At 64.5% G+C, this 26,739-nt stretch carries 32 protein-coding genes; 19 read left to right on the plus strand and 13 right to left on the minus strand.

All coding sequences use genetic code 11. The features are described 5' to 3' along the window. The first annotated feature begins 6 nt into the window (after positions 1-6). The 6 genes from IT549_RS12275 to IT549_RS12300 all read left to right on the plus strand — a co-directional run bounded on the left by IT549_RS12275 (position 7) and on the right by IT549_RS12300 (position 5,348). Complete coding sequence (locus IT549_RS12275; RefSeq protein WP_292973576.1) at positions 7-261, plus strand: DUF5654 family protein; 255 nt, start codon at positions 7-9, stop codon at positions 259-261. A 98-nt stretch (positions 262-359) separates the two neighbouring features. Then, complete coding sequence (locus tag IT549_RS12280; RefSeq protein WP_292973578.1) at positions 360-1,205, plus strand: hypothetical protein; 846 nt, start codon at positions 360-362, stop codon at positions 1,203-1,205. 65 nt (positions 1,206-1,270) lie between these two features. Further along, positions 1,271-2,413, plus strand: a complete 1,143-nt coding sequence (locus IT549_RS12285) for a hypothetical protein (RefSeq protein ID WP_292973580.1) — start codon at positions 1,271-1,273, stop codon at positions 2,411-2,413. A gap of 30 nt (positions 2,414-2,443) precedes the next feature. Continuing rightward, positions 2,444-3,715 carry a dipeptidase gene (locus IT549_RS12290; protein ID WP_292973582.1) on the plus strand — a complete coding sequence of 424 codons (1,272 nt, stop codon included), beginning with the start codon at positions 2,444-2,446 and terminating at the stop codon, positions 3,713-3,715. Beyond that, a complete protein-coding gene (locus IT549_RS12295) occupies positions 3,715-4,632 on the plus strand; it encodes an aminotransferase class IV (RefSeq protein WP_292973584.1) in 918 nt (305 codons plus the stop codon). The genes IT549_RS12290 and IT549_RS12295 overlap by 1 nt, the downstream gene beginning before the upstream one ends. Further along, a complete protein-coding gene (locus IT549_RS12300; RefSeq protein ID WP_292973586.1) occupies positions 4,629-5,348 on the plus strand; it encodes an HAD family hydrolase in 720 nt (239 codons plus the stop codon). Before IT549_RS12295 ends, IT549_RS12300 begins: the two co-directional genes overlap by 4 nt. Here IT549_RS12300 and IT549_RS12305 read toward each other — a convergent pair. The 9 genes from IT549_RS12305 to IT549_RS12345 form a co-directional block, all read right to left on the minus strand. Next, positions 5,345-5,779 carry an ion channel gene (locus tag IT549_RS12305; RefSeq protein ID WP_292973588.1) on the minus strand — a complete coding sequence of 145 codons (435 nt, stop codon included), beginning with the start codon at positions 5,777-5,779 and terminating at the stop codon, positions 5,345-5,347. The two genes, IT549_RS12300 and IT549_RS12305, sit on opposite strands and share 4 nt — an antisense overlap. A gap of 2 nt (positions 5,780-5,781) precedes the next feature. Further along, positions 5,782-6,567: a glutaminyl-peptide cyclotransferase gene (locus tag IT549_RS12310; protein WP_292973590.1), complete on the minus strand. Its 786-nt coding sequence runs from the start codon at positions 6,565-6,567 to the stop codon at positions 5,782-5,784. After that, positions 6,567-7,406, minus strand: a complete 840-nt coding sequence (dapD, locus tag IT549_RS12315) for a 2,3,4,5-tetrahydropyridine-2,6-dicarboxylate N-succinyltransferase (protein WP_292973592.1) — start codon at positions 7,404-7,406, stop codon at positions 6,567-6,569. The genes IT549_RS12310 and dapD overlap by 1 nt, the downstream gene beginning before the upstream one ends. Before the next feature lie 73 nt (positions 7,407-7,479). Next, positions 7,480-8,241, minus strand: a complete 762-nt coding sequence (locus IT549_RS12320) for an SDR family oxidoreductase (protein ID WP_292973594.1) — start codon at positions 8,239-8,241, stop codon at positions 7,480-7,482. Then, positions 8,238-9,311: a phosphotransferase family protein gene (locus IT549_RS12325; RefSeq protein ID WP_292973596.1), complete on the minus strand. Its 1,074-nt coding sequence runs from the start codon at positions 9,309-9,311 to the stop codon at positions 8,238-8,240. The genes IT549_RS12320 and IT549_RS12325 overlap by 4 nt, the downstream gene beginning before the upstream one ends. A gap of 167 nt (positions 9,312-9,478) precedes the next feature. Continuing rightward, a complete protein-coding gene (locus tag IT549_RS12330) occupies positions 9,479-10,567 on the minus strand; it encodes a Zn-dependent alcohol dehydrogenase (protein ID WP_292973598.1) in 1,089 nt (362 codons plus the stop codon). Between the two features lie 157 nt (positions 10,568-10,724). Further along, the gene (locus tag IT549_RS12335) at positions 10,725-12,008 is read right to left on the minus strand and encodes an acyl-CoA dehydrogenase family protein (RefSeq protein ID WP_292973600.1); all 1,284 of its coding nucleotides are present in this window, start codon (positions 12,006-12,008) and stop codon (positions 10,725-10,727) included. Positions 12,009-12,095: 87 nt separating this feature from the next. Continuing rightward, positions 12,096-13,568: an MFS transporter gene (locus tag IT549_RS12340; protein WP_292973602.1), complete on the minus strand. Its 1,473-nt coding sequence runs from the start codon at positions 13,566-13,568 to the stop codon at positions 12,096-12,098. 8 nt (positions 13,569-13,576) lie between these two features. After that, positions 13,577-14,443 (minus strand): SDR family oxidoreductase, encoded by an 867-nt coding sequence (locus IT549_RS12345; RefSeq protein ID WP_292973604.1) that lies wholly within the window; start codon positions 14,441-14,443, stop codon positions 13,577-13,579. Positions 14,444-14,615: 172 nt separating this feature from the next. On the opposite strand from IT549_RS12345, the gene IT549_RS12350 reads away from it, so the two are divergent. From IT549_RS12350 to IT549_RS12365, 4 genes are all read left to right on the plus strand, one after another. Next, positions 14,616-15,776 (plus strand): acyl-CoA dehydrogenase family protein, encoded by a 1,161-nt coding sequence (locus tag IT549_RS12350; protein WP_292973606.1) that lies wholly within the window; start codon positions 14,616-14,618, stop codon positions 15,774-15,776. A 128-nt stretch (positions 15,777-15,904) separates the two neighbouring features. Beyond that, on the plus strand, positions 15,905-17,044 hold the full coding sequence (locus tag IT549_RS12355) for an acyl-CoA dehydrogenase family protein (protein WP_292973608.1): 1,140 nt from the start codon (positions 15,905-15,907) through the stop codon (positions 17,042-17,044). A gap of 121 nt (positions 17,045-17,165) precedes the next feature. Continuing rightward, complete coding sequence (locus IT549_RS12360; RefSeq protein WP_292973610.1) at positions 17,166-17,981, plus strand: SDR family NAD(P)-dependent oxidoreductase; 816 nt, start codon at positions 17,166-17,168, stop codon at positions 17,979-17,981. A gap of 137 nt (positions 17,982-18,118) precedes the next feature. Continuing rightward, positions 18,119-19,003, plus strand: a complete 885-nt coding sequence (locus tag IT549_RS12365; RefSeq protein WP_292973612.1) for an SMP-30/gluconolactonase/LRE family protein — start codon at positions 18,119-18,121, stop codon at positions 19,001-19,003. A gap of 164 nt (positions 19,004-19,167) precedes the next feature. Here the strand turns inward: IT549_RS12365 and gmk are convergent, their stop codons facing one another. From gmk to IT549_RS12385, 4 genes are read right to left on the minus strand one after another with little or no spacing between them, the layout of a single operon-like run. Continuing rightward, positions 19,168-19,815 carry a guanylate kinase gene (gmk, locus tag IT549_RS12370; RefSeq protein ID WP_292973614.1) on the minus strand — a complete coding sequence of 216 codons (648 nt, stop codon included), beginning with the start codon at positions 19,813-19,815 and terminating at the stop codon, positions 19,168-19,170. 31 nt (positions 19,816-19,846) lie between these two features. Further along, positions 19,847-20,128, minus strand: a complete 282-nt coding sequence (locus IT549_RS12375; protein ID WP_292973616.1) for a hypothetical protein — start codon at positions 20,126-20,128, stop codon at positions 19,847-19,849. Continuing rightward, positions 20,128-20,610: a ClpXP protease specificity-enhancing factor SspB gene (locus tag IT549_RS12380; RefSeq protein ID WP_292973618.1), complete on the minus strand. Its 483-nt coding sequence runs from the start codon at positions 20,608-20,610 to the stop codon at positions 20,128-20,130. The genes IT549_RS12375 and IT549_RS12380 overlap by 1 nt, the downstream gene beginning before the upstream one ends. A 47-nt stretch (positions 20,611-20,657) precedes the next feature. Further along, the gene (locus IT549_RS12385) at positions 20,658-21,386 is read right to left on the minus strand and encodes a hypothetical protein (RefSeq protein ID WP_292973620.1); all 729 of its coding nucleotides are present in this window, start codon (positions 21,384-21,386) and stop codon (positions 20,658-20,660) included. Positions 21,387-21,478: 92 nt separating this feature from the next. Here IT549_RS12385 and hisB point away from each other — a divergent pair, with 92 nt between their 5' ends. The 9 genes from hisB to tolQ all read left to right on the plus strand — a co-directional run bounded on the left by hisB (position 21,479) and on the right by tolQ (position 26,735). Continuing rightward, positions 21,479-22,072: an imidazoleglycerol-phosphate dehydratase HisB gene (gene hisB, locus IT549_RS12390; RefSeq protein ID WP_292973622.1), complete on the plus strand. Its 594-nt coding sequence runs from the start codon at positions 21,479-21,481 to the stop codon at positions 22,070-22,072. Positions 22,073-22,203: 131 nt separating this feature from the next. Further along, positions 22,204-22,824: an imidazole glycerol phosphate synthase subunit HisH gene (hisH, locus tag IT549_RS12395; protein WP_292973624.1), complete on the plus strand. Its 621-nt coding sequence runs from the start codon at positions 22,204-22,206 to the stop codon at positions 22,822-22,824. Then, the gene (gene hisA / locus IT549_RS12400) at positions 22,821-23,549 is read left to right on the plus strand and encodes a 1-(5-phosphoribosyl)-5-[(5-phosphoribosylamino)methylideneamino]imidazole-4-carboxamide isomerase (protein ID WP_292973626.1); all 729 of its coding nucleotides are present in this window, start codon (positions 22,821-22,823) and stop codon (positions 23,547-23,549) included. The genes hisH and hisA overlap by 4 nt, the downstream gene beginning before the upstream one ends. Continuing rightward, a complete protein-coding gene (gene hisF / locus IT549_RS12405) occupies positions 23,546-24,304 on the plus strand; it encodes an imidazole glycerol phosphate synthase subunit HisF (protein ID WP_292973628.1) in 759 nt (252 codons plus the stop codon). Before hisA ends, hisF begins: the two co-directional genes overlap by 4 nt. A gap of 95 nt (positions 24,305-24,399) precedes the next feature. Continuing rightward, positions 24,400-24,579, plus strand: a complete 180-nt coding sequence (locus IT549_RS12410) for a PEP-CTERM sorting domain-containing protein (protein ID WP_292973630.1) — start codon at positions 24,400-24,402, stop codon at positions 24,577-24,579. A gap of 37 nt (positions 24,580-24,616) precedes the next feature. Next, a complete protein-coding gene (locus tag IT549_RS12415; protein WP_292973632.1) occupies positions 24,617-24,931 on the plus strand; it encodes a phosphoribosyl-ATP diphosphatase in 315 nt (104 codons plus the stop codon). Then, the gene (locus IT549_RS12420; RefSeq protein ID WP_292973634.1) at positions 24,931-25,308 is read left to right on the plus strand and encodes a histidine triad nucleotide-binding protein; all 378 of its coding nucleotides are present in this window, start codon (positions 24,931-24,933) and stop codon (positions 25,306-25,308) included. Before IT549_RS12415 ends, IT549_RS12420 begins: the two co-directional genes overlap by 1 nt. Positions 25,309-25,563: 255 nt before the next feature. Continuing rightward, positions 25,564-26,022: a YbgC/FadM family acyl-CoA thioesterase gene (locus tag IT549_RS12425; protein WP_292973636.1), complete on the plus strand. Its 459-nt coding sequence runs from the start codon at positions 25,564-25,566 to the stop codon at positions 26,020-26,022. Beyond that, positions 26,019-26,735, plus strand: coding sequence for a protein TolQ (gene tolQ / locus IT549_RS12430; protein WP_292973638.1), 717 nt, complete (start codon positions 26,019-26,021; stop codon positions 26,733-26,735). The genes IT549_RS12425 and tolQ overlap by 4 nt, the downstream gene beginning before the upstream one ends. Positions 26,736-26,739 lie beyond the last annotated feature (4 nt).

Consider the following 26,739-nt stretch of genomic DNA (forward strand, 5'->3'; position numbering starts at 1 on the left):
CGCCTTATGACCGATCCGCGCGCAATGGTGCAGACAATGATTTCACTCGCCTCAGCCTCGCTCGGCCTGGTCGCGGCGCTGGCCTGGAACGAAGCGATCAAGGCAACGCTGACCAAGCTGGGCCTGGGTGAAGACCTGGCCGGGCTATACACTTATGCGATCCTGGCAACCGTGATTGCGGTGGTCGTGCTGGCCACGCTGGGCCGGCTGGCAGCAAAGATCGGCGGCAACGCCGCGTTCGAACGCGAGGCCGAAGGCTGATCGGGCTGGCGACAGTTTTATTCAATAATCAGCAAGAAAACAGCTGATATGCGACACGTTTGGCCTTGAGCCGCTGTCATTTCTCGAAGGGTAAATCCGTGAACAATCGTAACGCCATCGCCGGAGCACTGATCCTCTCCGCACTCGCCTTGCCCGCTGCGGCCCGCGCCGGAACCTGTGAAGACACCTTCATCAAGAAGGGCAGCGTCCTTTCCGGACAGCACTACATAGCCATGGTTTCGGTTCCCGACATGCCGCCAGCGGTTGCGATCAATCAGTTGCGGGGAATCGTTTCAACCCGCGGCTACACCGTGATTGCCGCCGAGCCCGAAGGCGGCGCCATGCTGATCGAGCAGCCGATGAACGGCAACAGCCGCGCAATTCCGGCGGAGGTCAACGCGAGCACGGCCAATGGTGTCGGGACGGTTCAGGTCGAAGTGAAGCTGCGGACCGGCCAGACCGCCAAGGCGGATGCCGTCAAGGCCGAGCTTTGCGGCATGCTGTACCAGCTCAAGGGCGGCAAGGCCGGGCGCCTGGCGGCCGCGAGCGGTGCCAAGGCGGTGACCTCGTTTGGCGCTCCGCTGGCCCTGAGTGCCCAGGCATTTTCGCAGCAGATCTCCAAGGATGCCGAGCGCAATCCGCTGACGATCCCGCAGCGCTACACCGGCCGCCAGTTCACGCTCAGCGGGACGGTGGACTATATCACCCGCGATGGCAGCGATATCCGCGTGGCCTACAAGATCCTGCAGCCGCATGAACTGGCCCTGCGCCTGCCCGGTCTGGCCAAATCGTTCTGGTCGATCAGCTGCATGATGGGACCCGGCACCTCGGTTTACAGCATGCAGCTCAAGCCCGGAAAGTCGATCAAGCTGACCGGGACCTTCGACGAATACAGCGATACCCGCGATGTAGTCTGGTTCAAGAACTGCACCCCGGCAAAGTAATCCGCTTTCCCTTGGCTTGGTTAACTGGCTGATAGTGCTAGACTTGCCCCGAAAGGGGCGAGTCGATGCGCGCAGCCTTGAGCCGAAGGGAATTGCTGGGCAGCGGCGCGGCGCTGGCTCTGGCCGCGCCGGTCTCGCTGCCTGGCGTGCTGCAAGGCAAACTGCCGATGCCGGTTCAGGCGCTGCTGCCGCAGGAAGCGCGCGGCGCGCTCGATCTGGTTGCCGAGCTGCTCAAGCTGGAACAGGAAGCCAAGCTGCGGCGGCTGCCAGCCAGCAAGCTGTCAATCGGCGAAGGCGGGATTCCGACCGATCCGGCGCGGATTTACGAGGTGGCGATGCCGCGGCTGGTAGCCCTGGTCGATCGGGCCGAGCGGATCAGTCCGGCCTTTGCAGACAGGGCCGGTGCGCTGCTCGCGCGGCTCCATCGTACCCAGTACGAAGCCCCGGACGCCTGGTTTACGGATCAGCCCCAACAGACCCCGCCCGAGCTGGAAGACTTCCGGTTCCATCGCCCGGCCCGGGTGGCCACGCCCCTGCTGCCTGGCGAAGACGATGACCTGTTGCCGGTGCGCAGGCCGATCGCCTTACCCAGCGCCGATGCTCCGGCTGTCGAGGCGATCCTTCCCCCGGTCAACCCCGCGATCAGGTTCGAGGCGATCGCCAGCGAATATGCCGCCTGGTTTGCCGCGATCGAGCTGCGTCCGGAACGCCAGCAAAGCACCGACTGGCACCTGGCGATGATGCGCCAGTCGCGTGAACGCTATGCCGGGATCGGCAAGCAGGCCGGGGTGCCCTGGCAATTTATCGCCGCAATTCATGGCCTCGAGGCAAGCTTCAATTTTCGCGCGCACCTGCACAACGGCGATCATCCGCTGAGCCAACGCACCCGCCAGGTGCCGCCGGGGCGCCCCAGGGTCTGGCTGCCGCCATCCGATTGGGAGGCCAGCGCGATCGATGCGCTGCGGCTGATGGGCTTTACCGGGCAGAGTGACTGGTCACTGCCGCGCATGCTTCACCGTCTGGAGGCCTACAACGGGTTTGGCTATCGCAAGAGCGGCCGCGCATCACCCTATCTGTGGAGCTTCTCGAACCTCTACACGCGCGGCAAGTTCGTGGCCGACGGGCGGTTCGATGCCAATGCGCGGTCGCAGCAATGCGGCGCGGCGGTGATGCTGAAGCTGCTCGACCAAGCCGGAGAGCTTGGCTAGGTTCACGCCACAACCAACACGGGATCATCGATGCGCCACTTCGCCATGTTCGCCGCCGCAGCTTCGCTGCTGGCCGTTACGACTTCGCTGCCGGCCAAACCGGCCCGCACGCCCGAACAGGTTGCCGCCGCCGCGCTTGCCGCCGCGCCGGTCTGGGATGGTCACAACGATGTGCCCGAACAGCTGCGCGATCGGCGCAGGAACATTCTGGAAGGCTTCGATTTCACCGATACCCTGCCAACCGCCGATCCGGCCAAGGGCGTCGCGGCGATGCAGACCGATCTCAGGCGTCTGCGCCGGGGACAGGTCGGGGCGCAGTTCTGGTCGGTCTATGTCTCGGCCAATCTCAACGATCAGCAGGCCGTGCAGGCCACGCTGGAACAGATCGATGTCACCCGGCGGCTGGTGGCGCGCTATTCCGCCGACATGATGCTGTGCCTGGACAGCGCCTGTGTCGAAGCAGCCTGGAAACAGCGCAAGATCGCTTCTTTGATGGGGATGGAAGGCGGGCATTCGATTGGCGGCAGCCTGGCCGTTCTGCGCCAGATGTATGCGCTGGGCGCGCGGTACATGACGCTGACCCATTTCAAGAACACCACCTGGGCCGATGCTTCCACCGATGAGGCCAAACATGATGGGCTGACCGCGTTCGGCAAGGACGTGGTGCGCGAAATGCAGCGGCTGGGCATGCTGGTCGATCTTTCGCACGTCAGTGAAAAGACCATGCTTGATGCGATGGCTGTGGCCGGGGCGCCGGTGATCTTCAGCCATTCGCAGGCCTTTGCGCTCAACCAGCATCCGCGCAATGTGCCTGACCGCGCGCTCGATGCGCTAAAGGCCAATGGCGGGATCGTGATGGTCAACTTCTATCCGCCCTATGTGCTTGAAGCAGCCCGGCAATGGAGCGCCGAACATGACGCCGCCGAGACCCGGTTCAAGGCGCTGAACCGCGGCAATCCCGATCGGGCCAGGGCACTCCTGGCCGAATGGGACAAGGCCCATCCGATGCCGCGCGGATCGATCAAGGATGTGGCCGACCACATCGACTATATCGCCAAGCGGATCGGGGTCGATCATGTCGGTCTGGGCGGAGACATGGACGGTATCGAAACGACTGTCGCGGGGATGGAAGATGTCTCGACCTATCCGGCCCTGTTCGTTGAACTGGCGCGGCGGGGCTGGAGCCAGCAGGACCTTGAAAAGCTGGCCAGCCGCAACATGATGCGTGTGCTCAAGGCGGCCGAAGCCTATGCCCAGGCCCACCGGAACGACCCGCCGATCGAAAACCCGACGAGCTTCTGATGGCCACCGGCACGCAGGAATTTATCGCCGATCCGCGCAATGAAACGATCCTGATCAGCGTCAACGGCGCGCTGGTGCCGCGCGCCCAGGCGGTCGTTTCGGTGTTCGATTCCGGCTTCATGCTGGGCGACGGGGTGTGGGAGGGGCTGCGGCTGCACAAGGGCCGCTTCGCCTTCCTCGATGCCCACCTTGACCGGCTTTACGAAGGCGCCAAGGCGATCATGATGGATATCGGGCTGACCCGCGCAGACCTGACGCGGCGGCTTGACGAACTGATCGATGCTAACGGCATGCGCGGTGAAGACGGCGTGCATATCCGCCTGATGGTCACCCGCGGGATCCGTTCCACTCCCTATCAGGACCCGCGTGTGGTGGTGTCGCCAGCAACGATTGTGATCATTCCCGAATACAAGCATCCTCTGCCCGAAGTGATCAATCACGGGATCAGGCTGTTCACCGTCCACGTCCGGCGCGGCGATCCGGCGGTGCAGGATCCCAAGCTCAATTCGCACAGCAAGCTGAACTGCATCACCGCCTGCATCCAGGCGACCCAGGCGGGTGCCAACGAGGGGCTGATGCTCGATCCGCATGGCTTTGTCGCGACCTGCAATTCGACCCATTTCTTCATCGTCCGCAAGGGCGAGGTCTGGACCAGCACTGGCGACTACTGCCTGTCGGGGATCACCCGCGCCAATGTGATCCGGGTCTGCCGCGAAGCCGGTATTCCGGTCTTCGAAAAGAACTTTTCGCTGACCGAGGCACACGGCGCCGACGAAGCTTTCGTGACCGGCACTTTCGCCGGTGTGGTCCCGGTAACCGAAATCGACGGGCGCGTGCTGACCCAGGCACGCGGCCCGATGGTTGAGCGCCTGCAGGGGCTGTACCGCGAGCTGATGGATCGAGACTGCGCGGCATGAGCCTGCGGATCGCGATGTGGTCGGGCCCGCGCAACATCTCGACCACGATGATGCGCAGCTTTTCTTCGCGCGCTGACTGCGCGGTCAGCGACGAGCCATTCTATGGCGCATACCTGAAGGCCACCGGTGCCGACCATCCGCTGGCCGCAGAGGTGATCGCCGATATGGACTGCGATTGGCACAGCGTTGCCGCTGCACTGCGCGGGCCGGTGCCGGGCGGCAAGGCGGTCTGGTATCAGAAGCACATGCCGCACCACATGGCCGGCCCGATTTCGATCCGTGACTTTCCCGGTCACGCCCACGCCTTCCTGATCCGCGAGCCTGAACGGGTGATCGCCAGCTACGGGGTCAAGCGCGGTGCCGCCACGATCGAGGATCTGGGCTATCTGCGCCTGCTCGAATACTTCGACTGGGCCAGGGCTGCCGGCCTGGAACCGGCGGTGGTGGACACCTCAAGCTTTCTGGCCGATCCCGCTGGCAAGCTGGCCTTGCTGTGCGAGCGGCTGGGAATTGGCTGGGATCCGGCGATGCTGCACTGGCCGGCCGGGATCCATCGTGACGACGGAATCTGGGCCAGCCACTGGTACGATGCGGTGGCGAATTCGAGCACCTTTGGCGGGCCGCCCGGCCCCATGCCGGAGCTGGACGGGGAGGCAGCCACACTCGCCGAGGAGTGCCGCCCCTATTACGAGGCGATGCGCGCCTACGCTCTCTAGTGCGCTTCGATCCGCCCCAGCATGCGAAAGAAGAACGCGGTTGACCAGCCCAGCAGAAAGACCCCCAGAATGCTTTCAAACGCCCCCATCAGCCGCCAGGCCGGGACGATGTGGGTATCGTTGTAACCCACGGTCGAATAGCTGATGGTCGAAAAGTAGAGCGCGCCTTCCAGACCTTCGACCGCGCCAAGCGCCCAGTAAACCAGCGCAAAGCCCCAGATTTCCAGCCCGTGCAGCATGAACATGGCCAGCACGATCACCAGCGTGAACCCGGCCCCGCGCGGGCTGAGCGGGCGGATATGACGCAGCCGTTCCAGCGCGGCTTCGGTGCGCATCACCCGGCTGAGGCTGAACAGCCCCAGTCCGTGGATCGCCACGCAGACCAGCACCATCACGGTCGATACGGCAAACTGGGCGAACAGGTTGGCCACGGTCAGTGCGCCGTCGGGGCGGGTTCGAGCCGCACCTCATAGAGCCACGGCCACTCCTTGCCGGTGACATAGAGCTTCCTGGCCTTGGCATCCCAGGCGATCCCGTTGGCCACCTGGTCTGATCCCAGCGCGCCCGAATCGCGGTGGATCTGCGACAGGTCGATCACCCCCACCACCTTGCCGCTGGCGGGATCGATCCGCACGATCCAGTCGGTCATCCAGATATTGGCCAGCACTTCGCCATCGACCCATTCCAGCTCGTTGATCCGCGCCAGCGGTCGCCCCTGGACGGTCACCCGAACCGTGCGCTTGACGGCAAAGGTCGCCGGATCAACGAAACGCAGCGTGTCGGTCCCGTCCGACATCACCAGTTCGCGGCCACTGCTGGTCAGCGCCCAGCCCTCACCCGCATATTTGAACGTGCCGCGCTTCTTCAGGCTCTTGCGGTCCCAGCGGAACCCGGTGCCGTTCTGCCAGGTCAGGCTCAGCACCTGACCCTGCCAGGGGGCGATCCCCTCGCCGAAATAGGGTGGGACAACGGTGACGCGCTTCAGCACCTTGCCGGTGGCGAGATCGACCTTGCGGACCGAGGAACGACCGACCATGCCGGTGCTTTCCCACAGCTCACCCTGATCGATGAACAGCCCCTGGGTGAAGGCACCGGGATCATGCGGAAAACGCTGCAGCGCCACCGCCCGCTCAACCGCGATCGGTGCCTCTTCCGCCTGCTGGGCGCCCAGCGGCGACAGGGCCGCAAGTGCCAGCAGCAGGGCGGCCAGCCGCTGCATCAGTCGCGCAGCAATTCGTTGATCCCGGTCTTGGCCCGGGTCTGGGCATCGACCTGCTTGATGATCACCGCGCAGGCCAGCGAGGGGCCGGGCGTGCCGTCGGGCAGCGGCTTGCCGGGCATCGCGCCGGGTACCACCACGCTGTAGGGCGGGATGTGCCCGGTGATTACTTCACCGGTCTGGCGGTTGACGATCTTGCTGGTCGCGGTGATGAACACGCCCATCGCCACCACGCAGCCTTCGCCAACAATCACGCCTTCGACGATTTCGCTGCGGGCGCCGATGAAGCAGTTGTCACCGATGATCGTCGGGTTGGCCTGCATCGGCTCCAGCACTCCGCCGATCCCCGCGCCGGCAGAGATGTGGCACCCCGCGCCAACCTGCGCGCAGGAGCCAACCGAGGCCCAGGTGTCGATCATGGTCCCGTCGCCAACGTGGGCGCCGATGTTCACGAAGCTGGGCATCAGCACCACGTTCTTACCGATATGCGCGCCGCGCCGGGCGATCGCGCCGGGCACCGCGCGGATCCCGGCCTTGCGAAAGCGGTCCGCATCCCAGCCGCTGAACTTCAGCGGCACCTTGTCGAACGAGGGCGCGCCGGCCGATCCATAGTCCATCACCGCATTGTCGTTCAGCCGGAAGCTGAGCAGCACGGCCTTCTTGAGCCACTGGTTGACCTGCCAGCCGCCCTGACCATCGGGCTGGGCGACCCGTGCCTGGCCGCTGTCGAGCAGCTCGAGCGCGGCGTCGACCGCTTCGCGCACATCCTTGCTGTCAGGGGTAACACTGTCGCGCGCTTCCCAGGCACTTTCGATCGCGGCGGCAAGTTCGGCAGACATGGTGGGCACTCTCCAGGACGAAGTCGGGAAAACGAATCCCGCCTATCCATCGCGAGCGCGCCCGGCAAGCGGCTTAAACGACAACCCCGCCGTCGAGCACCATGGTCTGTCCGGTCATGAAGCTGGAAGCCTCGCTGGCCAGAAACACCGCCGCCCCGGCAATCTCGTGCGGTTCGCCGATCCGGCCCAGGCAGGCGTTGGAGACCGAATGCTTGAGATTTTCGGGATTTTCCCACAGCGCCTTGGCGAAATCGGTCCGCACCAGCCCCGGCGCGATCGCGTTGACCCGGACATTGTCGGCGCCGAATTCGCGGGCCAGGTTGCGCGCCATCTGGATATCTGCAGCCTTGGTGATCGCATAGGCCCCCAGGATCGGCGAACCGCGCAGGCCGCCGATCGAAGAGACCAGGATGATCGAACCGCTTTTGCGCGCGCGCATTTCGGGGGCGACCATGGTCACCAGCCAGTGCTGTGCGACAATGTTGTTGTCCAGCGTCTTGCGAAACGCTTCGTCGGTAATCGTCGCCATCGGGCCATAGTGCGGGTTCGACGCCGCGTTGCAGACCAGCACGTCGATCTTGCCGAACGCGGCACGCCCGGCATCAACCATCGCCTGAAGCGATTCTTTCGAGGACAGGCTGGAGGATACCGCGATCGCGGCACCGGGATGCCTGGCGTTGATTGCCGCAGCCACTTCCTCGCACGGAGCAAGGTTGCGGCTGGTGATCACCACCTTGGCCCCGTGATCGACCAGATCCTCGGCAATCGCCTGTCCGATCCCGCGCGATGAGCCGGTGACGATCGCCACCTTGCCGGTCAGGTCGAACTGGTTCACATCCCGGCCTTCAGCGCAAATTCGGTTGCGCGATCGACCAAGGGCTGGACCCGATCGGACTGCGCCTTGGCGTGAGCCGAACTGGCAGTACCGTCGATCACGCGCTTCTTGATCCCCTGAAGGATGCCCGCGAGGCGGAAGAAGTTATAGGCGAACAGCCAGTTCATATCGGGCAGGCTGTCACGCCCGGTGGCTGTGCAATAGCGCTCGACCACTTCCTCCAACTCTGGAATGCCCAGCGCCTTGCGATCAAGGTCTGCCACGCCCGAACGGCCGCCATTGTCGGTGACATAGGCCATGCAGACATAGGAAAAGTCGCCCAGCGGATCGCCCAGTGTCGAAAGCTCCCAGTCAAGCACCGCCAGCACCCTGGGTTCGTCCTTGGCCCAGATCATGTTGTCGATCCGGTAATCGCCGTGGACCACGCTGATGCGGGTCTGTTCGGGCAGCGTTGCCGGCAGCCATTCGATCAGCCGCTCCATATCGGGCATGTGTTCGGTTTCGGACAGCTTGTACTGCTTGGTCCAGCGATCGACCTGACGGCCGAAATAGTTGCCCGGCTTGCCGAAGTCGGACAGGCCAACCGCCTCGACATCGACGTTGTGGAGCTGGGCCAGCGTGTCGATCATCGCCAGATAGGTGTCGCGGCGATAGCCCGGCGCGGCCCCCGGCATGGCCCCGTCCCAGATCGTTTTCCCGTCGACCATGTCCATGATGTAGAACCACGAACCGACCACGCTATCGTCGGTGCACAGGCCGAACTGGCGGGCGGCCGGGAACCCGGCCTTGTTGAGCGCGTTCTGGACCTTGTATTCGCGGTCAACCGCATGCGCGCTGGGCAGCAAGGGTCCGAACGGCTTGCGCCGCAGCACGTAGTTGCCGCTCTTGGCCTCGATCTTGTAGGTCGGGTTCGATTGTCCGCCCTTGAACTTGGTCAGGTGCAGCGGGCCTTCGAAACCATCGACATTGGTCTGCAGCCAGGCCGCCAGCTTGCCTTCGTCCAGCCTGTCCGCGCCTTCGGGCTCGACAGTGCCGACAAAGGCTTCGTCCGCGTTGATGGCTTCGCTCATTTCCGGTCTCCGTATTCCCCTATCCGTTCGCGCTGAGGAGGGGACTGAGCTTGTCGAAGGCCCCGTCTCGAAGCACCGCAGCGCTGAGGTCCTTCGAGACGCCTTCGGCCTTCGACAAGCTCAGTCCTGCGGCTCCTCAGGACGAACGGAATTGTATCACCAATTGCTCAGCTATCGAACACGATGACGCTGCGCGCCGAAGCGCCAGACTTCATCGTTTCAAAGCCTTCATTGATCTTCTCCAGCGGGATCCGCTCGGCGATGATCGTATCGAGATCAAGCAATCCGCGCATGTAGAAATCAACCAGCCGCGGCATGTCGACCGGGAAGTGGTTCATCCCCATGATCGCACCCTGCAGCTTCTTGCCCGACAGCAGATCCATCGCGCTGAGCCCGACCGAGTGGTTCAGCGGCATCATTCCCAGGATCGTCGCGGTGCCGCCGCGCCGCAGCGACTTGACCGCGAGTTCGCCCGAGGCCGGGCGGCCGACCGCTTCGACCGCGTAATCGACCCCGCCCTTGGTCAGCTCGACGATCTGCGCGGCGGCATCGTCGGCCAGGGCATCGACGGTGTGGGTCGCGCCCAGCTTCATCGCCAGTTCGCGCTTTTCAGGCATCGGATCGGCGGCGATGATCTTGCCGGCACCGGCGATCTTGGCAGCATTGATCGCGGCCAGGCCCACGCCGCCGCAGCCCACCACGGCCACGGTTTCACCCGGGGTCACCTTGCAGGCGTTGAAGATCGTACCCGCACCGGTGGTCACCGCGCAGCCGATCACCGAGGCACGGTCGAGCGGCATTTCGGGATCGATCCGGGTGCAGGCGTGTTCGTGGATCAGCATCATTTCAGCGAAGGCCGAAAGGTTGAGCATCTGGCCAACCGGGCTGCCATCAGGCCGGCTAAGGCGCGGTGCATCGCCCGGCGCGCGGCGGGTATCGGCGCCCAGGCACAGCGCCATGCGACCGGTCACGCAGAATTCGCAGTGCCCGCAGAAGGCCGAAAGGCAGGTCACCACGGCATCGCCCGGCTTTACCGTGCGCACTTCGCTGCCGACCGCCTCGACGATCCCGGCGGCTTCGTGGCCCGGAACTGCCGGCAGCGGATGGGGATAGGTGCCTTCGATGAAATGCAGGTCCGAATGGCAGAGGCCGCAGGCGGCGGTGCGGATCAGCACCTCATGCGGGCCGGGTTTGCTGATCTGGAGCTGCTCGATTTCAAGCGGCTTGTTGGGTTCGATCAGGACTGCGGCTTTCATATGCACTTAACTCCCTTGAAACTCCCCTCCCGCCTGCGGGAGGGGTCTTGGGGGAGGGCATGTTATCGGCGCTCGGATAACAGGCCCTCCCCCTGCCCCTCCCACAAGTGGGCGGGGAGAATGTAGTGCGCCTTCCTTACGGTCGGCGCGGCTGCACCTAACGCGCAACCCCCAAATCACCCGAAGTCGGGCCCGAGGGTGCCTGCGGCGCATACTTGCCCATTTCGAGGCGGGCGATCGAGCGGTTGTGGACTTCGTCCGGACCGTCGGCGATGCGCAGCGTGCGCTGACCGGCGTACATCTTGGCCAGACCGAAGTCTTCGGACACGCCGCCGCCACCGTGGGCCTGGATCGCATCGTCGATGATCTTCAGCGCCATGTTGGGCGCCTTGACCTTGATCATCGCGATTTCGGCCTGGGCGGCCTTGTTGCCGACCTTGTCCATCATGTCCGCGGCCTTGAGGCAGAGCAGGCGCGAGCATTCGATCTCGATCCGGGCTTCGGCGATGCGCTGTTCCCAGATCGAGTGCGTGCTGATCGACTTGCCGAAGGCCACGCGCGACTGCAGGCGCTTGACCATCCGTTCCAGCGCTTCCTCGGCCACGCCGATGGTGCGCATGCAGTGGTGGATGCGGCCCGGCCCGAGGCGGCCCTGGGCGATCTCGAACCCGCGACCTTCGCCCAGCAGCATGTTGCTGGCCGGAATGCGGACGTTGTTGAGCTTGATTTCCATGTGCCCGTGCGGGGCATCGTCATAGCCGAAGACCGGAAGGTGGCGGACGATCTCTACGCCGGGGGCATCGAGTTCCATCAGCACCATCGACTGCTGGGCATGCTTCTTGGCTTCGAAATCGGTCTTGCCCATCACGATCGCGATCTTGCACCGCGGATCACCCGCACCCGACGACCACCACTTGGTGCCGTTGAGGACATATTCGTCGCCTTCGCGGCGGATCGAGCATTCGATGTTGGTCGCGTCCGACGAGGCGACCTGCGGTTCGGTCATCAGGAAGGCCGAACGGATTTCGCCGTTCATCAGCGGCTTCAGCCACTGGTCCTTCTGCTCACGGGTGCCGTAGCGGTGCAGCACTTCCATGTTGCCGGTGTCGGGCGCCGAGCAGTTGAACACTTCCGAAGCAAAGCCGACGCGGCCCATTTCCTCGGCGCAAAGCGCATACTCAAGGTTGGTCAGCCCGGGGCCGTCGAATTCGAAGGTATCGTCCACATGGGTCCGGCCCGACTGCGGCGGCATGAACAGGTTCCAGATCCCGGCGGCCTTGGCCTTTGCCTTTTCATCCTCGACGACCTGCAGCACCTTCCAGCGATCGCCTTCGGCATCCTGCTTCTTGTAGTCGCCAACGCGCGGGCGGACATTGCTTTCGATGAAGGCACGCACGCGGTCGCGCCAGTAGACTTGCCGTTCGGTGGGATCGAAATCCATGGGATCTTCCTTTCCTGATACTGTCGAATCTCGCTGCCCTCACTGCCACGGGGAAGGCCCCTAGCCAAGGACGATTTAATCGTTCGGTTAAGGGTGCATGCCCTCCGCGTCCGGGTTGAGCCGCGCCGCCCCGAGCGCAGCCACCCGCGCTTCGTGATCGGCGCGAGTGATCGGGAAACGGCGTAGCACCAGCGCAATCAACACCGCGAAGACGAAGACGACAATGACATAGGTCAGTGCCAGCGTGTCGATCACCGCCATCGGCACCTGCCCGGGCTTGGCCTTTTCGGGCAGGTTGGCCAACGCGAGTAGCTGCCCGGTGATGAAGATGCCAAGGCCGGTCGCGCATTTCTGCATGAAGAAATTGCCCGAAAAGAACACCCCCTCGCTACGCCGCCCGGTCTGCTCTTCACTCGCTTCGACCACATCGGCCATCATCGAACTGGCCGAAACCATCGCCGCGACCGAAAAGACGTTGCAGACGAAGAAGAAGGCGAAGATCAGCACTGTCGAAAGCTTGCTGCCTTCAACCGGCCACAGCTCAATCGCGCGAAACAGGAAGGGCATTACCCAGAAGATCATTCCCAGCACAGAGGTGACCACTGCGGTGTCGCGCTTGCCCCAACGCCGGTGCCAGCCCGGCATCAGGAAGAAGCATGTGACTACACTGAGGAAGAGCACCCAGGGATAGAAATCCATACCACTAGGATGGAACACCCGGCCAAACAGCGTCAGTTCCCACACCGTTTCCGGCATGCGCCAGATGAACAGATAGAGATAGTTGCTCATCGAAAAAGTCACGCCCTGACTGGTATAGGCGAGCGCGCCGCCCAGCAGCAAAACTAGGAACGCCTTGTGCGAAAAGCACTCCTTCAGCTCCCCAAAAGCCGTCGCTAGATTGAGCGGGCTGCTGGGCCGGGGCGGCCGGACCGCAACCCGGCGATGCTGACCGAGCGCCGAAACAAGGACGGCTGTGGTCATCATTGCCGCGCCGAACAGTCCGTAGCTGCGGTAGCCTTCGCCAGAGAGCAGGCCGCCCTTGCCGCCAAGGAACACCGTATAGGCCAGGAACATCACCAGCAGGCCGCCGCCCCAGCCAAACAGAAACCGGAACCGCATCAGGGTGGTTCGTTCGTCGTAGTCGCGGGTCAGTTCAGGAACCAGCGCCACCGACGGAACTTCGCAGCACGAAACCAGCAGGCGCACTGCGGCTGCCATTGCCACCAGGCCCCAGAAGCTGGGCGCCGCAGACAACGACCACAACTGGTACCAAGCCAGGCCCAGCGGGATCGGGGCAAGGTAAAGCCAGGGTAGCCGCCGACCCCAGTTGGTCACGGTGCGGTCCGACAGGTAGCCGACCACCGGATCGACGAATCCGTCAATCACCAGCGCAACCATCAGCGCAAAGCTGACCGTGCGCGGGTCCATCCCCAGGACAAGATTGCAGTAGAGCAGCAGGAAGGTCGAAAAGCCGTTGTCCTTGATGCCATAGGCGATCGAACCCAGCCCGTGGAAGAAGGCCAGCCGCGTCGGCAATGGCTTGGCGGTCACGGCGCTCATCTTCCCGCTCACGATGCGGGAGCCGCGTTCGCCCCTTCTGCCATGGCCTGCAGGGCATCGAACAGCCCCGGCGCCTCCGGATCCCAGCAGTGCCGCGGACCGACCGTGATCCCGCCATCGACGATCAGCGAGGTGCCGGTGACAAAGCTGGCGGCATCGCTGGCCAGATAGGCAACGGCATTGGCGATATCGTCGGGCATGCCCGGGCGCGGCACGGGCTGTGCGGCGCTCGACATCTGCAGGATCATCGCCTTGGCCTGATCAACCAGTTCGGCCGGCATTTCCATGCTGGCGGTAAAGATGTTGGTGTTGATGAAGCCCGGCTGCACCGCGTTCACGCGGATCCCGAACTGGGCAAGGTCCGCCGCGGCGCACTTGGTCAGGTGCAGCACCCCGGCTTTGGCCACGGCATAGGCGGTGGGCGAATAGCCCGGGCCGACCGCCGCGATGCTGCTGGTGTTGACGATCGCCGCGCCCTTGCGGTGCTTCATGTGCGGCACGGCATGGTGGATTCCCATTGCGACCGAACGCAGCACCAGATCCATGGTCCAGTCCCAGCCTTCGGCATCAACCTCGTCGATCCGGCCGCGCGCACCGCCGGCGGCAGCGTTGTTGAACAGCGCGTCGATCCCGCCGCAGGTGCCGGCGGCATGGTCCATCAGCGCCTTGATCTGCGCCACATCGCACACGTCGCAGGCCACCGGGATGATGTTCTCCCCCTCGCGCGCAACGGCTTCGGCGCCTTCAAGGTTGAGGTCGGCGGCGAACACCGTCGCACCTTCACGGGCGAACAGCAGCGTTGCCGCGCGTCCGATCCCCGATGCCGCCCCGGTCACCACCACGCATTTGCCGGCGAATCGCGCACCTGTTTCCACTTGGCCTCTCCTCGGTTTCGATTTGCCACCAGCTTAGGCCGCGAAGCGTCCCGGTCAACGCCCTTGACGTTTACGTTACGGCAAGCGGCGATCGCACCAAGCCCCACAAATCCGCGCTTGCGCTGGGCGGTCGAGTCACTTTAACCTCTCGGTTAAGAGAGGAGTTCCCACCATGTCCGACCTTGACGCCTTCCGCGCGGAAATCCGCGCCTGGCTTGAAGAAAACTGCCCCGCCGAAATGCGTGAGCCCGCGCGTGATGAAGACGACGTCTGCTGGGGCGGGCGCAATTTCAAGTTCAAGAACGAAGCGCAGAAGCTCTGGATGGAGCGCTGCGCGGCCAAGGGCTATACCGTGCCCGAATGGCCCAAGCCCTATGGCGGCGCGGGACTGGACCCGGCCCAGGCCAAGGTCTGGCGCGAGGAAATGAACCGCATCGGCGCGCGCCCGCCGCTGTCCAGCTTTGGCATCTGGATGCTGGGCCCGGCGCTGCTGAAGTTCGGGACCGAAGAACAGAAGGTCCATTACCTGAACCAGATCGCGCGCGGCGAGATTCGCTGGTGCCAAGGCTATTCCGAACCGGGTTCGGGTTCTGACCTTGTTTCACTCCAGACCTTTGGCGAAGACAAGGGCGATCACTGGGTGGTCAACGGCAGCAAGATCTGGACCTCTTATGCCAACAAGGCCGACTGGATCTTCTGCCTGGTCCGCACCGACAAGGCCAACAAGTACCAGGGAATTAGCTTCCTGCTGTTCGACATGACCAGCCCTGGCGTCTCGACCAAGCCGATCCTGCTGATCAGCGGCAATTCGCCGTTCTGCGAAACCTTCTTCGACAATGTGACGGTGCCCAAGCACCAGATCGTCGGCGAACTCAACCGCGGCTGGGACGTCGCCAAGTACCTTCTCGGCCACGAACGCGAAATGATCTCGGGCGCGGGCGGGAATGACCGGCTCAACACGATCGGGGCCTTTGCCAAGCGCAATGGCCTGGAAGACCCGATCCTGCGCGCCGAACTGGCGATGTTCGATGTCGATGCGCTGGCTTTCACTGCGATGGGCGAAAAGTTCCTCGATGAAATCAAGGTCGGCAAGGCGCATCCCGCCCAGCCGAACATGATGAAATACGCCGGGACCGAGATCAACAAGCGCCGCCACGAACTGCTGATGGCAGCCGGCGGCAGCGCCGCGCTCGAATGGGAAAGCGAAAGCTCGAACGGAGGGTCCAAGGCGCGCAACTGGCTGCGGACCAAGGCCAATTCGATCGAGGGCGGCACCAGCGAGGTGATGCTCAACGTGATTTCCAAGCGAATCCTGGACCTGCCGGGAGCATAAAGTTCGCCCTTGGCCATCGTCACCCCGGGCTTGACCCGGGGGCCCGCTTTCTTCCTGCGGCGGGCCATAAATAGCGGGACCCCGGATCAAGTCCGGGGTGACGGAAGAAAATTCGAAGGAGCACTCCAATGCCGCTCTACCACACCGAAGATCAGGCCATGCTGGCCGATACCGCGCGCCAGTTCATGGCCGACGAAGGCAACATCGCGAAGCAGCTGCGCCACTATCGCGACATCAATTGCAAGGATGGCTTCGGCCACGGCCTGTGGAAGCAGTTTGCCGAGCTGGGCTTTACCGGGATCCTGGTGGCCGAGGCCGATGGCGGGCTGGGCATGGGGCATGTCGAGGCCGGGATCGTGCTTGAGGAAGTCGGGCGCAACCTGACGCCTTCGCCTTTCCTGACCAGCTCGGTCATGGCCGCAACCGCGCTTGGCCAGGCCTCGGACGAGCTCAAGGGCCGCTATCTGCCGGGCCTGCTGGCGGGTGACAGTGTCTTCGCCGTGGCGATCGATGAAGGGCCGAAGCATCGCCCCGAACGGATCGCTTGCCGGGCTGAGCGGGCCGGCAACGGCTTCAGGCTCTCCGGCGCGAAGAGCTTCGTGGTTCAGGGCGGCAGCGCCGACATGCTGGTGGTTGCCGCGCGCACTGCCGGCAGCGACGAGGACGATGCCGGGATCACGCTGTTCGCGGTTCCGAAGGACGCCGCTGGCCTCAGCCTGGAAAACGCGCGGCTGGTGGACAGCTCGCAGGCCGCGCACGTCAAGCTCGACGGGGTGCAGCTTGATGCCGATGCGGTGATCGGCGAAGTCGATGGCGGGCGCGACGTGCTGAACCGCGTGATCCGCGCGGGCCGGGTCGGCGCGGCTGCGGAATCGGTCGGGGTGGCGCAAGGGTCGTTCGACATGACCACCACCTACCTCAAGCAGCGCAAGCAGTTCGGCAAGCTGATCGGCGAATTCCAGGCGCTGCAACACCGCGCCGCGCACCTCTATTCAGAGCTGGAAATTGCCCGCGCCACGGTGATCAAGGCCCAGCAGCTGCTCGACACCGGCAGTGAAAAGGCCGACCTGATGGTTTCGGTCGCCAAGGCCAAGGCTGGCAAGGCAGCGGGCCTTGCGGTCAAGGAAGGGGTACAGATGCACGGCGGGATCGGCATGACCGACGAATACGACATCGGCCTCTACATGAAGCGCGACCGCGCGCTGGCGGAGTTCATGGGCGACCTGTATTACCACGCCGATCGGGTGGCGAAGCTGAGCGGGTACTGACAGTCCGCCAAAATCTCGTCACCCCGGGCTTGACCCGGGGTCCCGCTTCCTTCCTGCGGCGGGCACAAGTACAAGCGGGATCCCGGATCAAGTCCGGGATGACGACGAAGAGGATGCTGGGATGGATTTTTCGAAGCTGTTCAGCCTTGAAGGCAAGATCGCCCTGATCACCGGCGGCAGCCGCGGGATCGGCAAGATGCTGCTCGAAGGGTTCCTCGCCGCCGGGTGCGAACGCGTTTACATCACCGCCCGCAAGCGCGAACAGCTGGCCGAGACCGAGGCCGAATTCAACGCCCTCTACCCCGGCAAGGTGATCGGCCTCGCCGGTGACCTCAGCCAGCGCGAGGGCCTTGCCGATCTGGTGGCCGAGCTGAACAAGCGCGAGAGCCGGCTGGACGTGCTGGTCAACAATGCCGGCGCGGCCTGGGGCGCGGAATTCGGCCAGTTCCCTGAAGTCGGCTGGGACAAGGTGATGGACCTCAACGTCAAGAGCCTGTTCTTCCTCACGCAAGCGTTGTTCCCGCTGCTGAAAGCTGCGGCCAGCTTTGACCGGCCCGCCAAGGTGATCAACATCGCCTCGATCGACGGACTGCGCCCCAACCCGTGGGAAACCTATTCCTACCAGGCTTCGAAGGCGGCAGTGATCCACCTGACAAAGCGGATGGCGGCGCGACTGATCAAGGACAACGTGGTCTGCACCTGCATTGCCCCGGGCGCCTATCCCAGCGAGATGAACAAGGCCGCAGCGAAGAACCCCGAAGGCAGCGCCAAGGGCATCCCCTTCGCCCGCGTCGGCGTGGCCGAGGATATCGCTGGCGGCGCGATCTACCTCGCCAGCCGGGCCGGCGACTATGTGGTCGGCACCACGATCCCGATCGACGGCGGGATCGTCAACGCCTGGATCCCGACCGAATTCAACGATCCTTCGGGGCACTAATCCTCCCAGAACCCCTAATCCGTTCGTCCTGAGCTTGTCGAAGGACTGTTCTTTTCTTCGTGCCGCCTTGCGATACCGCAAAAAGGACAATGCTTCTACAGGCTCAGCACGAACGGGGTTAATGGAGGAGACTAAGGATGCGTCAGGTCTGCACACTCGCCGAAGGGATCTATTTCGGCGAAGGTCCACGCTGGCACGATGGAAGGCTGTGGTTCTCGGACTTCTACTCCAGCCGGGTCTGCTCGGTCTCGCTGAAAGGTGACCTGCGCACCGAGCTGGAGCTGGAAGGCCGCCCTTCCGGGCTGGGCTGGCTGCCCGATGGCTCGCTGCTGGTGGTGCGGATGGAACTGCGCGAGCTGTGGCGGCGCTGGCCCGATGGCCGGTTTGAACGCCATGCCGACCTGAGCACCCATTCGGCCCACCTGTGCAACGACATGGTGGTCGATGGCACGGGCCGGGCTTACGTCGGCAACTTCGGCTTCGATCTCGATGCGGAAATCCACGCGCGCGGCCCCGAAAACGTGATTGCCGATCATCCCAAAACGATGCTGGCGCTGGTCCAGGGCGACGGCAGCGTCAGCGATGCCGCGCCGGGTGAGCGGTTCAGCTTTCCCAACGGCATGGTGATTACCCCCGATGGCCGGACGCTGATCGTGGGCGAAACGCTGGCCGGCTGCCTGACCGCGTTCGACATCGCCGCCGACGGCACTCTCTCGAACCGTCGCCAGTGGGCCCCGACCTGGCCCGCAATCCCCGACGGCATCTGCCTCGACAGCGAAGGCGCAGTGTGGATCGCCAACCCGCTCGCACCGCAATGCCTGCGGATCGCGGAGGGCGGCGCAGTGCTCGAAACGATCGAGACCGACGGCCTGCCCTGCTACGCCTGCATGCTCGGCGGCCCGGAAGGGCGGCACCTGTTCATGCTGGTCGCGCCGAGCTCAGATGCCACTGCGGCAGCAAAGGCGCCGCTGGGCAAGGTGCTGGTGGCTGAGGTGGATGCGGGACGCGCAGGCTGGCCCTAGCCGAAGATCCTCTCCATTTTCACGTAGTGCAAATGGGGAGGTGGCAGCGGCATAGCCGCTGACGGAGGGGGAATGGCGCGAGGGCAGAGACCCCTCCGACATTTGCTACGCAAATGCCACCTCCCCAGATGTGCTCCGCAAATCTGGAGAGGACCTGAAGGGCCCTAATCCTTCATCAACCCCCGCACAAACCCGATCAGCCCGGTCTGGCGGGCGCGTTTCATGCGTTCGGCGTGGAGGATCTCGAGCACCTGATCATAGCAGGCCTCGACGTCGTCGTTGACCACCACATAGTCATAACCATCCCAGTGGCTGATTTCGGCGCGGGCGCGTTCCATCCGGGCCTGGATCACTTCGGGCGCGTCGGTGGCGCGGTCGGTCAGGCGGCGGCGCAGTTCTTCAATGCTGGGCGGCAGGATGAACACGCGGACCACGTCCTGCTGATCCTTCTGGTAGAGCTGCTGGGTGCCCTGCCAGTCGATATCGAACAGGTAATCGCGCCCTTCCTTGAGGCCCGCACGGATCTGCGCTTTGGGCGTGCCATAGGAATGGCCGAAGACGGTGGCCCATTCGTAGAATTCGTCGGCCTCGACCATCCGGTCAAACTCAGCCTCCCCGACGAAGTGGTAATGCACCCCGTCCACTTCCCCCGGACGGATCGGGCGGGTGGTGGCTGAAACCGACAGGCTGATTTCCGGGTCGCGGTCGAGCAGCATCCGGCTGATCGTGGTCTTGCCCGCGCCCGAGGGCGAGGAAAGGATGAACATCAGGCCGCGGCGTAAGAGGGCATTGGGTCGGGTGTCGGAAGCCATGCGTGCTGATGCCGCAAGGCGGGGGTGCGAATCAAGCCTTGGGCTTGCCCTTTTCCGACGCTTTCGGCTTGGATGCGGCGTGCCGCCGGTCATAGAGCCGCTTGGCGATCATCGCCCCGCCCACCACGATCGCACCGGGCACCGAACGCGTCGCCACCCGCACCGCAACCGCACCGGCGATCCCGCCCAGCAGGGTCTTCTTCTTGGCCGGCAGCTGTTCGAGATCGACCGGCATCAGCGTGTCGATCGCGGCGTCGAGCAATCTGGCCCCGTTCTGGCGGGCAATCTTCCGGACCAGGCGGTTGTCGGCCATTACTTGCGCTTGCCGAAGTCCACCGTCACCACGTTGGACCCGTCTTCGCTGGTGGCAGCGGGAGCATCATTTTCGGCTGCGTCGTGCGGTTCAGGCTCGACCTCAACCTCGACCGCCTGGAACTGCAGCCCGAAATCGACCGCCGGATCGACGAACGCGGTGATTGCCGAGAACGGGATCACCAGCTTGGTCGGCAACTGGTTGAACGACAGGCCGACGCTGAACTGATCTTCGCCCACGGTCAGATCCCAGAACTTGTTCTGCAGGACGATCGTCATCTCATCCGGGAAGCGTTCCCTGAGATGCACGGGGATATCGACGCCCGGCGCGCCGGTCTTGAAGGTGATGTAGAAATGGTGGACGCCCGGCAGGGTTCCGCCGCTGGCCGCGACCTGGCCCAGCACCCGGCCCACCACCGCGCGCAGCGCCTCCTGCACGATTTCGTCATAGGGGATCAGGCTGTCAGGCGGGCTTTCACTCATGCAGGGACAAGTGGCGATAGCCGGCCTTGCGGTCAAGTCTTGAGCGGTCAGATTCCGAACAGCGCCGGTACTATGGTTTTGGTCCACAGATCAGACTGGGCGATCGGCAGCCGCACCGCAACATAGGCCAGATAGCCCAGCCCGGTCCACAGCGTCACCGGATGCGGCCGGCCCAGCGTCCTGAAATCATGGACAAACAGCGCCGCGACCAACGGCACGGCAAGGAACGCGGAATCGACCGGCGTGCGGCCTTCGACCAGCAGCCGTGCAATTCGCGAATAGGCCGGCGCCAGCATCGCGATGCTGGCCATGATCATGTAGCGCTTGTGGTAATCGGGCCGCCGGGTCGAACGGAACCCCAGCAGGACCAGGATCGCGAACCAGCTGGAGGTTCCGATCTGAATGAACAGCCCCGACTGGTCCGACAGCCCGCTGCCGGTCTGCTTGCCATCGAACGCGGTCAGGCTGACGATCCACATCGCGCTGAGCACCGCCAGGGTGGCGAGCACGATCCCCAGCTTGCCGCCAATCGTCCGGTGGCCGGCCATATTACCCGTGCGGACCTGCACGGCCTGCCACACCAGCAAGGCAAACCACCCGGTCCCGCACAGGCCGTGGATCACCAGCGGCACGGTCAGCGGGCGGGCCTGGAACACCGGTTGCAAGAAGAAGGTCCGAGCAAAGCCCAGCGCCAGCACTCCGGCCAGCACAATGCACAGCAGCATCAGGAACGCGGAACGGGCACCCCTGCGGCCCGGCGTGCCAATCGAGTCCATCGGCGCTCTCCCCACCGCGACAGATCTGTGGGCGGGACCCTAGGCCTCAGTTCCCGCCTTGCCAAGGTGTCTGTGACGCCTATAGGGGCGCCATGCGCACGGCCAGAATCGCCCGCAAGACCCACGAAACCGACATTGCCGTCGAAGTGAACCTCGACGGCACCGGGGCCTATGATGTCTCGACCGGGATCGGCTTTCTCGATCACATGATCGAGCAGTTCAGCCGCCATTCGCTGATCGATATCAAGTGCCACATCACGGGCGATCTCCACGTCGATCAGCACCATACGACCGAGGACAGCGCGATCGCGATCGGCCAGGCGATTGGCCAGGCGCTGGGCGACAAGGGCGGGATCGGCCGGTATGGCGAAGCCCATTCGGCGATGGACGAAGCGCTGAGCCGCGTGGTGCTGGATATCTCGGGCCGGCCCTGGCTGGTCTGGAACGCCAGGTTCACCCAGGAACGGCTGGGCGAAATGGATACCGAGCTGTTCGAGCACTGGTTCCAGTCGATCGCCCAGGCAGTGGGGATCACGCTGCACATCGAACTGCTCTATGGCAGCAACAACCACCACATCTGCGAAGGCATCTTCAAGGGCTTTGCCCGGGCGATGCGCCAGGCGGTGGAGCTTGACCCACGCAAGGCGGGCGCTGTGCCTTCAACCAAGGGAGTCTTGGGTGGGTAGCCAGCCGCATCCGCGACTGGCTGGCAACACCGGCCCGCTCCCCCGGCCCGGCCACCCGTTCATGGTACCCTATGGGTGGCCGGGCCGGGGGAGCGGGCCGGTGTTGCCCCCGCGTCAGCGGGAGAACAACGGTGGCTGAGGTCGTTGCCCTCGTCGACTACGGCGCTGGCAATCTCCATTCCGTCGCCAACGCGCTGAAAGCAGCGGGCTGCGATACCGTTTCGGTCACTGCGAACCCCGATGTGGTCCGCGCGGCTGACCGGATCGTGCTGCCCGGCGTCGGCAGCTTCAGGGCCTGCGCCGAAGGACTGCGCGCGATCCCGCACCTGGAAGAGGCGATGCGCGAACGCGTGCTGGTGGGCGGCGCGCCGTTCCTGGGGATCTGCGTGGGCATGCAATTGCTGGCGGATCGCGGCGTCGAACATGGCACCACTCCGGGGCTGGGCTGGATCGGCGGCGAAGTGCGGCTGATCGAGCGGACCGACCCGGCGATCAAGATCCCCCATATGGGCTGGAACGATGTCGAGGTGACCGCGCATGCCGCGCTGGTCGAACCGGGCGAGGCCTATTTCCTGCATTCCTACCATTTCGTGCCCGAAGACGGCCATGCGGTAGCGGCGATGACCGACCATGGCGGCGGGCTGGTCGCTGCGGTCGCGCAGGACACTATGGTTGGGGTGCAGTTCCATCCCGAGAAGAGCCAGGCCTATGGGCTACAGCTTCTCGCGCGCTTCCTGGAGTGGCGGCCATGATCGTTTTCCCCGCAATCGACCTCAAGGCCGGTCAGGTGGTGCGCCTGGCCGAAGGCGATATGGACCGCGCGACGGTCTATGGTGACAACCCGGCCGCCCAGGCCATGCTGTTCGCCGAAGCGGGATCGCAGTTCCTGCACGTGGTCGATCTCGATGGCTCGTTCGCGGGCAGGGCCGAAAACCGCGCGGCGGTCGAAGCGATCCTTGAGACTTTCCCCGGCCACGTCCAGCTGGGCGGCGGGATCCGCACCCGCGAGGCGGTGGCAGGCTGGTTCGATCTGGGCGTCTCGCGGGTGGTGATGGGCTCGGCCGCGCTCAAGGACCCCGAATTCGTCAAGGACATGGCGAAGGAATTCCCGGGCGGGATCGTGGTCGCGGTCGATGCCCGCGACGGGATGGTCGCGACCGAGGGCTGGGCCGAGACTTCCGATGTCGCGGTGGTCGATCTGGCCCGCCGGTTCGAGGATGCCGGGGTGGCCAGCCTGCTGTTCACCGATATCGGCCGCGATGGCCTGCTGAAAGGCGTCAACATCGACGCCACGGTCGATCTGGCACGCCGGGTCGATATCCCGGTGATCGCTTCGGGCGGGGTCAAGGGCCTCGACGATATTCACGTGCTGGCCCTGCATGCGAACGAGGGGATCGAGGGCGTGATCACCGGGCGCGCGCTTTACGAAGGCCGGCTCGATCTGGCTGCCGCGATCGCGATTGCGGGGCGGGCGTGACTGTCCGCATCCGCGTCATTCCCTGCCTCGACGTGCGCGATGGACGCGTGGTCAAAGGCGTGAATTTCGTTGACCTCAAGGATGCCGGCGATCCGGTTGAGCAGGCCCGCGCCTATGATGCGGCGGGCGCGGATGAACTGTGCTTCCTCGATATCAGCGCCAGCCACGAAGGGCGCGGCACGCTGCTCGAAGTGGTGCGGCGCACGGCGGAGGTGTGCTTCATGCCGCTGACCGTTGGCGGCGGGGTGCGCACGGTGGAAGACGCGCGCGCGTTGCTGCTGGCCGGGGCCGACAAGGTGGCGGTTAACAGCGCGGCGGTGGCGCGGCCCGAAGTGGTGGCCGACATCGCCGGGAAAATGGGCAGCCAGTGCGTGGTCGCGTCGGTCGATGCGCGGCGCACCGGCTCAGGCTGGGAAATCTTCACCCACGGCGGACGCAAGGCGACCGGGATCGACGCGGTAGAGCACGCGGTGCGGCTGGCCGAACTGGGCGCCGGCGAACTCCTGGTCACCTCGATGGACGGCGATGGCACCCAGGCCGGGTATGACCTTGAACTGACCCGGACGATTGCAGATGCGGTAGCGGTACCGGTGGTGGCATCGGGCGGGGTCGGCACGCTCGATCACCTGGTCGAAGGAGTGACCCGGGGCCATGCCAGCGCGGTGCTGGCGGCCTCGATCTTTCATTTCGGCAAGCACACCATCGCTCAGGCCCATGCTGCCCTGCGCGCGGCTGGCCTGCCTGCGCGCGGGTAAATGACTGTTTCATGAATGACTTAGCGGCAGTCCCGGCATGGGACGGCGTGGGCGAATCGCTTGCCGCATCGCGACCTTGCGGGCATCGGCAGGGCATGAACAAGGGGCACTTCCTGACAGCATTGGCATTGGGCTTGGGCATGGCATCCCCGGCCCTGGCGGCTGGCGGTTTCTCGATCCCCGAGCCCAGCGACCTGGCCCTGCTGGGCATGGGCCTGGCCGGGCTGATCATCGGCCGCCAGGTTGCCCGCAAGCGGCCCGAGGACCAAGACTAGCTTGACCCGCGCGGCCATGCGCCGCAAAGCCGGGCGCATGGACACGCTATCCCGCCTGGCCGCAACGATTGCCCAGCGCCGCGCCGCCGATCCCGACACCAGCTGGGTCGCCAGGCTCAACGCGCGCGGGGTACCGGTGATTGCCCGCAAGCTGGGTGAGGAAGCAATCGAAACCGTGGTCGCCGCACTCTCTGGCAGCCGTGAGGAACTGGTTGGCGAGGCAGCTGATACGCTGTTCCACCTGCTGGTCCTGCTTGATGCCAAGGGCGTGGCGCTGAACGAAGTCCTTGCCGAGCTCGAACGCCGCGAAGGCACCAGCGGGATCGCCGAAAAAGCTGCACGAGGTCAATGATGCCGATCGACGCCACCCTGCCCTATGACGATCAGAACATCTTTGCGAAGATCCTGCGCGGGGAAATTCCGAACCGGACCGTCTATGAAGACGAATGGGCGCTGGCCTTTCATGACATCAACCCGCAGGCGCCGCTGCATGTGCTGGTGATCCCCAAGGGTCCTTATGTCAGCTGGGATGATTTTTCCGCCAGGGCCCCGGCCGAAGAAATCGCCGGGTTCGTCCGCGCGGTCGGCCATGTCGCGCGTGAGGCCGGGCTGGTCGAGCCGGGTTATCGGCTGCTGGCCAACATTGGCGGTCACGGCCACCAGGAAGTGCCGCATCTGCACGTCCACCTGTTTGGCGGCAAGCCGCTGGGGCCAATGCTGGCGCGGTAGATCGGTTTGGTTCACCCGAAGCACCAAAGATGTGGTGTCTGCGGCTCAGCCGCCCTTGATTCACGAAGGTTCCAGTGAACCGCCGTATAAAGCACTGCCTGCGGCGCAAAGCGCTGCTTCTTGGGTGCTTCGGGTGAACCACCCACTTTCTTGCGTTGTCGGCCAGCCTTCGACTGACAAAGCGGGCGATAGCTGCGCCGACCTGAAGCTGCGCCCTTGCCCTGCGACTCGCGCAGTTGCTAAGAGTCTGGCGAAATGACGTCACATCCTGCCTATCCTGCCGGTCAGATCGACGGGCACCTGCACCGGTTTGCGGTGCGCGCCTATTTCGAGGATACCGACCTGTCGGGGGTGGTCTATCACGCCAATTACCTGCGCTGGTTCGAACGTGCGCGTTCGGATTTCGTGCGGCTGCTGGGGATTGACCAGCGCGCGGTGAACGAGGCTGGCGAAGGCGCCTTTGCCGTGGCCGACCTGACGATCCGCTATGCCGCCCCGGCGCGGCTGGATGATGGCGTCCTGATCGAAACCACCTGCGAAGATCTGCGCGCGGCCAGCTGCCGGATGCACCAGAAGGCCTTCCGCGAAGACGGCCTGCTGCTGTCCGAAGCCCGCTTTCGCGTCGGCTTCGTTGCCCCCGACGGGCGTCCGCGCCGCATGCCCGAAGCCTGGCGCGCGGCCTTCAAGACCATTGCCATCGAAGGACATTCATGACCGATTTCTCGCTTCTTGCGGCGGCCGCGGCCGCACCCAAAGCCATTTCGGGTCACCTCAACCCGGTAAAGCTGTTCCTCGATGCCGATATCGTGGTTCAGGTGGTGATGGCCGGGCTGGTGCTGGCCTCGATCTGGGTCTGGACCATCGTGGTTTCCTTCAGCCTGCGCCAATCGTCGCTGCGCAAGCGGTGCGATGATTATGAACGCGATTTCTGGAAGACCAGCGATATCGACGCCTTCCAGGCCGAACGCGGCAAGGGCGATGTGCCTTCGGCCCGGGTCGCCGCGGCAGGCCTGGCCGAATGGCGCCGTTCGCTGGGTGCCAAGGGCTATGACAAGGCCGGCGTGCGCGAACGGCTGGCCGGGGCAATGGACAGCGCGATCGCGCAGGAAGCGGAAAAGCTGTCGGAACGGCTCAATTTTCTGGCCACGGTCGGTGCGGTGGCGCCTTTCGTGGGCCTGTTCGGCACCGTCTGGGGGATCATGAATTCGTTCTTCCAGATCGGCCAGCAGCAGAACTCCTCGCTGGCAGTGGTGGCGCCGGGCATTTCCGAAGCGCTGTTCGCCACGGCGATCGGGCTGTTCGCGGCAATCCCGGCGGTGATCGCCTACAACCGTTTCACCCACCGGGTCGATCAGATGGAAGCCCGGCTGCAGCGCTTTGCCGACAAGCTGCACGCCAGCCTGTGCCGCGAGTTGGAGGGGCTGTAGGATG

Origin of the sequence: Novosphingobium sp., from assembly GCF_020852455.1 — a bacterium.
Lineage (GTDB): Bacteria > Pseudomonadota > Alphaproteobacteria > Sphingomonadales > Sphingomonadaceae > Novosphingobium.